This window comes from Phaeodactylibacter sp., from assembly GCF_040219495.1.
Lineage (GTDB): Bacteria > Bacteroidota > Bacteroidia > Chitinophagales > Saprospiraceae > Phaeodactylibacter.
This window is the reverse complement of record NZ_JAVJSK010000106.1, coordinates 90,219-99,586: the sequence shown is the minus strand read 5'-3', so window position 1 is coordinate 99,586 and position 9,368 is coordinate 90,219. Positions and strand designations below refer to the sequence as shown.

The window sequence follows — 9,368 nt, the reverse complement described above, 5'->3', positions numbered from 1 at the left end:
ACTGGGGTGACCAACCTGAACGGCAGCCTTCCGGGCTTTAGCGTAGCGGGTAACATCGCGAACCCAAGCCCCGGCTTTGTCACCATCAACTGGTTTGAGAACAGCCTCACCCCGATTACTTTGCCGGACGGCAGTGTGATCCTGGAGGTCTGCTTCGATGCGATTGGCTCTGGCACGACAGGAGTGGAGATCACCTCTGATGTGGCGGCCATCGAATTCTCGGACATCGACGAAAACATCATCCCCCTGACGTCCAACGACGGCACGGTGAACATCAATGGCGGCCCACCGCCCACCGACGACCTGACGGTAACCGCAGGCAGTTCGTCCGCCAATCAGGGAGAGACGGTTTGTGTGCCGATCACAGTAGATAACTTTACGGATCTTGTTGGCATGTCATTTACGGTGAGCTACGATGCGTCCCTGCTGACTTTCACCAACGTTCAGAACCTGACAGGCAGCCTTCCGGGCTTTAGCGAAGCCGGTAATATTGGCAACCCTGGTCCCGGCCAGGTAACCGTCAACTGGTTTGAGAATAGCCTTAACCCAACGACCCTGCCCAACGGCACGGTGCTCTTTGAGGTTTGCTTCGAAGCCCTGGGCGGTGGATCAGCAGCCGTTGACATCACCTCTGAGGTTGCCGCCATCGAATTCTCGGATGCAGACGAAAACGTAGTACCTCCGGTTATTAATAATGGTACGATCACCATCTCCGGAGATCCAACACCGGATGGGCTGTTTCTGACGATTGATGATCAGACCGTAGACCCGGGTGATCAATTCTGTACTTCTGTAAAGGCCTTCAACTTCGAAGGAGTCGTTGGCATGTCCTTTACCATCAGTTACAATCCTGCCGTACTGACACTAGACGATATAACCGGCCTGACTTCCAACCTTCCCGGCTTTAGCGAAGCGGCCAATATCGGTACGCCAAGCGCTGGCTTTATCACAGTCAACTGGTTTGAAAACAGCCTCACTCCAACTACCCTGCCGGACGGCGAAGTACTGTTTGATATTTGCTTTACGGCGATGGGCAGCGGAGTGACTTCTGATATTGAATTCACTTCTGATGTTGCTGCCATTGAGTTTTCTGATGCGAACGAAGACATCATTCCGTTTGACAGTGACCCGGGGACGATCACCTTCACGGGGGTAACCACCGACCTTACGCTTACCGTAGGTAGCCTGGACGTGGGGCCTGCTGAGTCTTTCTGCGTACCTGTTACGGTTCAGAACTTCGAAGATATCGTGGGCATGTCGTTCACCCTCAATTACGACGCCACCCACCTGTCCTTCGATCAAGTAACCAACTTGACGACGAACCTGACGGGCTTTACTGTAGCCGCCAACATTGGTAATCCCAGTGCTGGCTTCATCACAGTGAACTGGTTTGAAAACAGCCTCACCCCAACATCACTGCCAAACAATGAAGTGCTGTTTGAAGTTTGCTTCACCGCACTTGGTGTAGATGGCTCCTGCTCGGACCTGGAGTTTACCTCCGATATTGCCGCCATCGAGTTTTCTGATGCCGACGAAAATATCATCCCTGCTTTCTTTGAAGACGGCACCGTTTGTATTGAGGACAACGTGCCCGGGCAGGTGCAGGTGGAAGTGGGTGACGCTTCGGTCGACCTGGACGCCTCGGTCTGTGTCCCGGTCTCGGTGGATGCCTTTACAGACATCACAGACTTTGGGTTTACGCTGGAGTACAACGCAAATCAACTTCAGTTTGACAACCTGGATGCAATCACTTCCATGCTCCCTAACTTTTCAGGGGCCAATATCAATACCTCGACTCCGGGTATTATTTCTGTATCTTGGAGTGGTGGCGCGGCTACCCTGGCTAATGGCACGGTACTCTTTGACCTCTGCTTTACGGCCATTGGTACAGAAGACACTTGCTCGGATGTGGTGGTCACGGGTTCCGATGAGCCGATCAACTTTATCAGCAGCACTCTAGGCAGTTTGAGCTTTGGTAGCGAAGAGGGGACGATTTGCATCAACTCCGCTTTTGACGGGTTCCGCCTATCCATCCCCGATCAGACGGTACAGCCCGGTGAGCAGGTTTGTGTACCGGTCAACGTACTGAATTTCCTGGATGTGGTTGGTTTTGCCTTTACCATCAATTATGACGAAACGCAGCTGAGCTTCCAGAATATCAATAACCTTAACCCTTCGATCCCTGACTTCTCCCTGGCAGGCAACTTTGGTGTACCTAGTCAGATCGGGACCGGTAACATCTCAGTGAACTGGTTTAGCCAGTCCATTGCGCCGGTAGATTTGCCAAACGGCGCCATACTTTTTGAAATCTGCTTCACGGTACTTGGAGACGATGGCGATGTATCTGACATCACCTTCTCGAGTGATGTGACGCCTATTGAGATTTCGGATAGCAACGGCGATATCATTCCATTCAACAGTGAGCCGGGCACCATTACGGTATCTGCTGTTCAACCACCTAATATTGCTCAGGCTAACATCACAGATGTGGACTGCTTCGGCGAGGCGACCGGTACCATCGCGCTGACGGTAAACGGCGGCACTGGCGGTCCTTACAGCTATGCGTGGAACAACAACGCTACAACGGCAACTATTAACAGCCTTACCGCCGGCAACTACACGGTAACGGTAACGGATATGGGCAACGGTGGGCTGATGACCACGGCTACCTATACCGTCGATGCGCCACCCAGTGCGGTTGCTATTACCGGTGGGGTGACGGCACCAACCTGCCTGAATGGCACCAATGGGTCTATTAACCTTAATGTTACCGGTGGCAACCCGGGCTACACCATTGCCTGGGATAACGGGATCCAATCCGGGCAGACCAACCCCAGCAATCTGCCCGGGGGCACTTACTGTGTAACGGTAACGGATGAAAATGGGTGTACAGCAGAAAACTGCTACAACGTGCCTAACGGTACCGGCCAGGGAGCTGCTATCAATGAAACCGTACAGGACGAAAGCTGCGCTGGAGAAAACGACGGCTCTATCACGCTGTCTGTTTCTGGTGCTGTGGGTACTGCCAACTACTTCTGGAGCACGGCTCCCGGAGTGCCTGGTTCGTCTACACTAAATAACCTTTCTCCCGGTACTTATTCCGTCACTGTTATTGATGATGCGAGCTGTCAGAGCACAGAAACCTTTAATGTGGAAGAAGCGAGCGCTATCAATCTGTTTGAAGGCATTACTGATGTGAGCTGTGCCGGTGAAGCAACCGGTATCATCAACCTGGCAGTGTCAGGTGGTAATGGTGGCTTCAGCTATAACTGGTCCGGGCCCAATAACTTCTCTGGCAACACGAGCCTGATCAGTAACCTCGTAGCCGGGCAATATTCAGTAGTCGTAACGGATGCTAATGACTGTACTGCTTCTGACCTCTTTATGGTGGATGAGCCGGATGCAGCGCTTGCTGTCCAAAATATAGACGCTACCCCTATTGATCAGGGAGTAGATGGCGGAGTTAACCTGCAGGTGGGCGGCGGAACGACGCCCTACACCTACAACTGGTCGGGCCCTGGTAACTTTAGTTCTTCTGTTTCCAGCCTGGTCAACCTGAATGAGCAGGGGGAGTATTGCGTTACGGTTACAGACGCTAATAACTGTACGACGACCGCCTGCGTTACCGTAGAGCAAGTGCTGCGTATCAACAGCAATATCACGGATGCCTGCTTTGGGGAAGCCAACGGCGCTATCGAATTGAACGTAGACGGCGGTGTACCGACATATACTTACGCCTGGACCGGTACCACGGCCACGGGGGCAGTCGCTACCGGCCTTGCTGCCGGCAACTACTCTGTCACCGTTACGGACAGCAATAATGAAATGGCGAGCATGTCCTTCATCGTTGGGGCTTCACCCGAAATCAATTTCAACCCGACTCTGATACCTGTTACCGGCGCTTCTACGAATACCAATGGGTCGATCACCCTGAATGCAACCGGCGGTACCAGCCCGTTGACCTACGAGTGGAGCGGGCCCAATGCGTTTTCAGCCAACGACCCCAGTATTTCAAACCTGGGAACGGGTGAATACTGCGTAACGATAACGGACAATAACTTCAACAACAACTGTAGTAAGGATACGTGCTTCAATGTTTTCTTTGCCGATCCAATGAGTGCTCCGGCCGTAACAGCGGTAGGAACAAGTTGCTCCTACACCGAAGACGGTTCGCTGGAGATTCAGATCAACGGCGGGGTCCCCAATTACACAATTGAAGTGACAGACGCAGAAGGCCAGGTCATTGCTCACATGGCTACGGACAACAGCTATACGGTAGAAGATCTGCCTCCCGGCTCCACGATGATCGTCATTACGGATGCACTGGGCGCAGAAGTTTCTACTACGATTTCGATTCCGAGCCCGGCACCGCTGCAAGCAGCCGCTCCGGACTACAGCCACGCCACAGAGGGCAACTGTAACGGACAGGTCTCGGTAAGTATCTCGGGTGGCACCCCACAGTACACCGTTACCTGGAATAATGGCAGTATCGGGCCTAGTATCGGTGGGCTTTGCCCGGATCAGTGGTACGTTCCTACTGTAACGGATGCGAATGGCTGCACGATAGAAGTCGACTCTGTATTCATCAATAACTTTGATGTGCAGGTGGGCGCTGTGGAATTTACAAGCTGCCCGGACGACACCAATGGTGCCATTGATATTACCGTAACAGGTGGTGACCCTTCTTATACCTTTGTCTGGAATAACGCCAATGGCAATCAGGTGTCAAATGTGGAAGACCCCACAGGGCTGATGGCAGGTACTTACACCCTGATCATCACGGAAGCCTCTGGTAATATGTTGACCCGTCAGGTCGTGATTGAGACGGAGTCTAGTCTGGCGGTTGCGGTGACTTCGGAAGAAAATTACAATGGATTTGATGTGAGCTGTGCTGATGCTACGGATGGCGCCCTGAGCGCGATAGCAACGGGAAGTAGTGGCTACCTGTACGAATGGACCAACGTTGCAACGAGCATGTTGGTGGGCACTGGCGAGGAGATTGTTGATCTGCCTGCAGGTACATACCAACTGATGGTACAGGACGAAGTAGGCTGTACGGCTACCAATCAGATTGAGCTTGTGGCTCCGGACAGCATTACAGTGGAAGCCTTCATTCAGGATGTGCTTTGCAACGATGGCCGCAATGGAGCCATTACGGCCAACGTTGATGGCGCTATCGAGCCCCTCGACTACTTCTGGAGCAACGGCGGCTTCGGTAACCGCATCACACAGTTGGAGCCTGCTGCCTATTCGGTGACAGTGCTCGATGGCAACAACTGCCAGCAGACTGCTATTTTTGAGGTGGAAAATCCGGAACCCGTGACGTTGACCTTCGAAACAGAGCCTGCAACGGAAGGCTGTAACGGTGCGGTCACTGCGATTGTGGATGGAGGCTCAGCGCCTTATACTTACAACTGGGAACAATCTGACAGTGAGGGCCCGGAACTGTTTGACCTTTGCTACGGGGAGTACTTCCTGCAGGTACGGGACCGCAACGGCTGCCTTTCTGAACTCACTTCCGTAGGCGTAGAGGACCGTCGCTTCCCTTGTTTCTCCGACCGCATCATTCTTACACCCGATAACGATGGGGCGAATGAAGAGTTTATTATTCTGTGTGTGAACGAGTTCCCGGATAACCACCTGCAAATCTTTAACCGCTGGGGACAATTGGTATTTGAAGCCGACAATTACAATAATACCTGGAATGGTGTGACCCAAGATGGATCGCCATTGCCGGAAGGCCCATACTACTATGTACTCGATTACACCGACCCGGAAGGGAACCCTCGTCAGCAGCGGGGCTCATTGACCATTCTTCGTGAAGATTAATTAAGATATGAGGAGCAGGTGGTTTTCCGCCCCTGCTCCATTCTTCAACCCTCAACCGATTTGACGATGAAAAATAAATTTCTACTCCTCCTTTTTTGCTGCCTGGGCACCTGGCAGTTGGCAACGGCTCAGGACGAAGCCATCTTTGGCCATTATAATCTCACGCCGGTACTCATTAACCCAAGCGCAGTGGGGTTTGATAATTCCTATCAGCTGCAGCTCAATGCACGGGCGCAGTGGTCGGGGTTTTCGGATGCTCCCACGACTTACGCTGCACAGTACAATGGCCCATTGGGTGATAACTTTGGCGTGGGTGTAGGCGTGTTGACAGAGTCTGCAGCACAGTTGCAGCGGCTGCGTGCCCACCTGAACTATGCTTTCCGTTTTGATATTGGTGATAATGTGAAACTCGCTGCGGGCTTTCAGGCTGAATACCAGCAACTGACCCTCGATAATAGCGTTATGACCAATAACTTCGTCGACTTTAGCGATGAGTTGGTGCAGGACTTTATGAACGGCAAGGGAGAGTTTGATGCTGCATTAGGCTTCTATAGTTCTTTTGGCGAAAATACCCGCGTAGGCCTTACCTTTAACAACCTGGTCCGCTCAAGGATCTCTCAAAACGATCAGGAGTCTATCCTGGAATACTATACTTTCTTTGCCAGCCATAGATTGGATGTGGAAGACCTGGACTTTTCCTTCGAGCCTTCTATCATGTTGCGTAATGTCAGGGATGTACCTTCCCAGATTGATATCAATCTGATGGCGCGCTTCATGGACAATCAGCTCACCACAGGGCTGTCTTACCGTTCACTCGGCGCGCTGGGCATCCTGTTGGGGACGCAGCTGGCGATGAGTGAAACGAGCAACGTTCAGATTTACTACAGCTATGATGTCTTTTTCCAGGAGTTCCAGAGCTACAACAATGGCTCACACGAGATCAGCCTGATTCTGGGCTTCGACCGGAAAGATAAAAAACGCCGCCGGTACTAAAACGATTTCCGTTAAGGGTTGAAGAATTTGGCAAGGTCTTTGCTTCTTTCTTACTGAATGAGCAAGCGCTGCGGAAAGGTCCGTTTGTGTGCTCAATTGCCTTCTGGGACCTGTTTAGATTTTGCCTGAGGAGCGATAGCCCGGGGTGATTTTTAAATAGCGCTCATTTGGTGAATGGATGAAACACTTCAAAAAACAGGCAGTGTTTAAAGGAATACTGTCAGGCAAAATGATGGCCTAAAACGAATTTTGATGTAGTTATTTATTCGCCTGCGTGCGGCTGAAGCCTTTAGCTTTTTCCGCATCCTCCCCCGCCTGGAGGCTTCCGTGGAATCCGGGCCGGGGGAGGAAGTAGGTTTTTGGAATACCGGGAAACTTTTCCTGAAACAAATTGAAACTTTTCAAATTTGATTCCGTAAACATACACACGCAGCGCATATATTGGCTGCAAAGATTTAGGCGATTGGATTGTATGTGATTCGCAAGAACCGTTTTTCAAGTTTATACTTAAATCGGTTTTTGGGATGGCCTCTCTTCTTTCATTAGAAGGGGGGCTTTTTTACTTTTGGGCTCTGCACCAGCAAGGGCTCTAAGCCTGAAAACCCCATCAGGTCAAGCGTATCAGCCGCATGAATTTGCTGATTCCCCACCTTTTTCTACCGATTTCAATTTTTGGCACGCTTTTAGCAGGTATAGAGTTGAGTCAGTAGCCTTCAAACAGGCAAAACAAAAAAAAGCGCCGGTGCACCGCTGTGTGTGCCCGTGTACAGCAAATTTACTGTTCGCTACCCTATGCGGGTTAGCAGAGTGAATAAGCAGGCATATGCCGTATCAGGCTGTTATGAAACAGTCGGCGGCCCTGTGCAGGCTTAGAGCGTGTTGGAACTTTTGTCTTCTAGTCGAAAACTAACAATTTTTTGGTTAGGCGAGGCATGAAAACCGGAGTTTAGCCTTAGCTAAATGAGGATTTTCGGAACGAAGTATAAGCAAAAAAGTGTAGTTTGCAGGCCGATTACTAAAGTCCCAACACGCTCTTAGACATTGATTGCAGTATCTTCAGCTGTACCCCTTCCCGCAACTATGCGATAAGGCAATAGCCAAATCGCATAAGTTCGGAAGCAAGCAGATGCAAGGCATTGGAATATCCAGTACCCTGCGTCAGCGGGTGCGCTCCTGTCTGGGTAAAGGCTGACTGTATTTTCATTCAGTTGTTTTGCCCGGATACTGTGTAGGCGCAGTGCTCGGGCTTCGCTCGTTTGGGCCTACTTGTTTTGCCAACGCCTGTGCATGATCGCGTAGTTGCTTCGCTGCAGCTCCGTAGGTGGCACCGGGTTATACGAAGGCTCTACTGTACATCAACAAAGGTAAATATGCAAAACCTTAGAACATTGTTTGATAGGGTAGGGTGGGGTATACCTCCGCCTGCCGCCCTCAACGTTGGAGCCGGCAGTAGGACGAAAACAGTAGGTCGGCAAAGCAGGAAAGGAAGTGCAGTATTACAGCTGTCTTCAGCCTGGCTGGGGCGTAGCCCTGTCCTGGTGAATCAGGCCCTGGTCTGAAGCGCTCGTGAGGATTGGCGACCTCCAATCTGTTCAAAGGGCAAACCCGGCACTGCGGTTAGGCACGGTCAGCCGATTTATAGGGTTGGTCACGCATAACCGGGGCCGGAAATCAGAAAAGCATTCAGCGCACCACTCCCCCCAGGTGCCTGAAAGAGATGCCTGATCATCGTGTATCGGGTAGACAGATAGCGGACCGGTGCGTCTGTTCGATGTGCTGTGGTCCGTCACGAATAGCAAAACGATCAATCAATACGGTTATTGGTGATGCCGGCTCTGCATGGGGCCGGCCACTTTAACCGCAAAACAAAAACAGTATGATGTATGATGCAGCTCAATGTTAAGCAATGGCTACTGGTCTGCTTAGGCGCATGGAGCCTGGCTTTAGAAAGGGGCTTTAGTGTTGCTTCTCTTCGTTTGGCGAGCAGGGCAAACCTGCCTTTGCCGGAAGGGTCATGCTAGTGCTTTGTCAGGTATGGAATGACAGGTAGGAAAGACCGCATATGCTGGAAGACTTCGGAGAAGCCGAACGTTATATCCAGCCGAGGGGAAATACTCCTTCTGCTCATCTTTGAAAAGCGGAGTAAGATGCCACAGATTACCCGTTGCTTCATATTTGAAAAAGCACTTGGGCAGTGCTGAATCTGCGGCATACTTATACCGGCGATGGATTGGTAGGCCACCCCAACGGGCCGACGCAATAACTTACTGGCGTTTAGAGGCACTTCGGCAGGCAAACACAGGGAGGCAGAATGCGCTTGGTCTGATGAGCTTTGGTTCATCAGCAGGCTATGCCCGACCGTATGGTTTGCAACCCGCTCTAAACATAAACTTTACCAGGTCCATTGAGACCGGGAAAAAATATACTATGGATGCCCCGTTGGTGCATGCCGGACAAAACACAGAGGCGTATTAGAAAAATCGACAGTCAATGTGTGAAAAACGATTGGATCATGTGCAGAAGTATCGTTGGCCTTCGTGGCCACT

General features: G+C 51.3%; 2 protein-coding genes. Both read left to right on the top strand.

All coding sequences use genetic code 11. From position 1 onward, the window contains the following. On the top strand, positions 1 to 5,829 hold a 5,829-nt coding region (locus tag RIC19_RS17120; protein ID WP_350179567.1), incomplete at its 5' end, for a cohesin domain-containing protein. Between the two features lie 66 nt (positions 5,830 to 5,895). Continuing rightward, a complete protein-coding gene (locus tag RIC19_RS17115) occupies positions 5,896 to 6,822 on the top strand; it encodes a PorP/SprF family type IX secretion system membrane protein (RefSeq protein WP_350179566.1) in 927 nt (308 codons plus the stop codon). The last annotated feature ends 2,546 nt before the right edge of the window (positions 6,823 to 9,368 follow it).

Excerpts from the sequence above, each read along its gene's own strand:
- RIC19_RS17115 (WP_350179566.1), top strand. The coding sequence starts at position 5,896 with ATGAAAAATAAATTTCTACTCCTCCTTTTTTGCTGCCTGGGCACCTGG.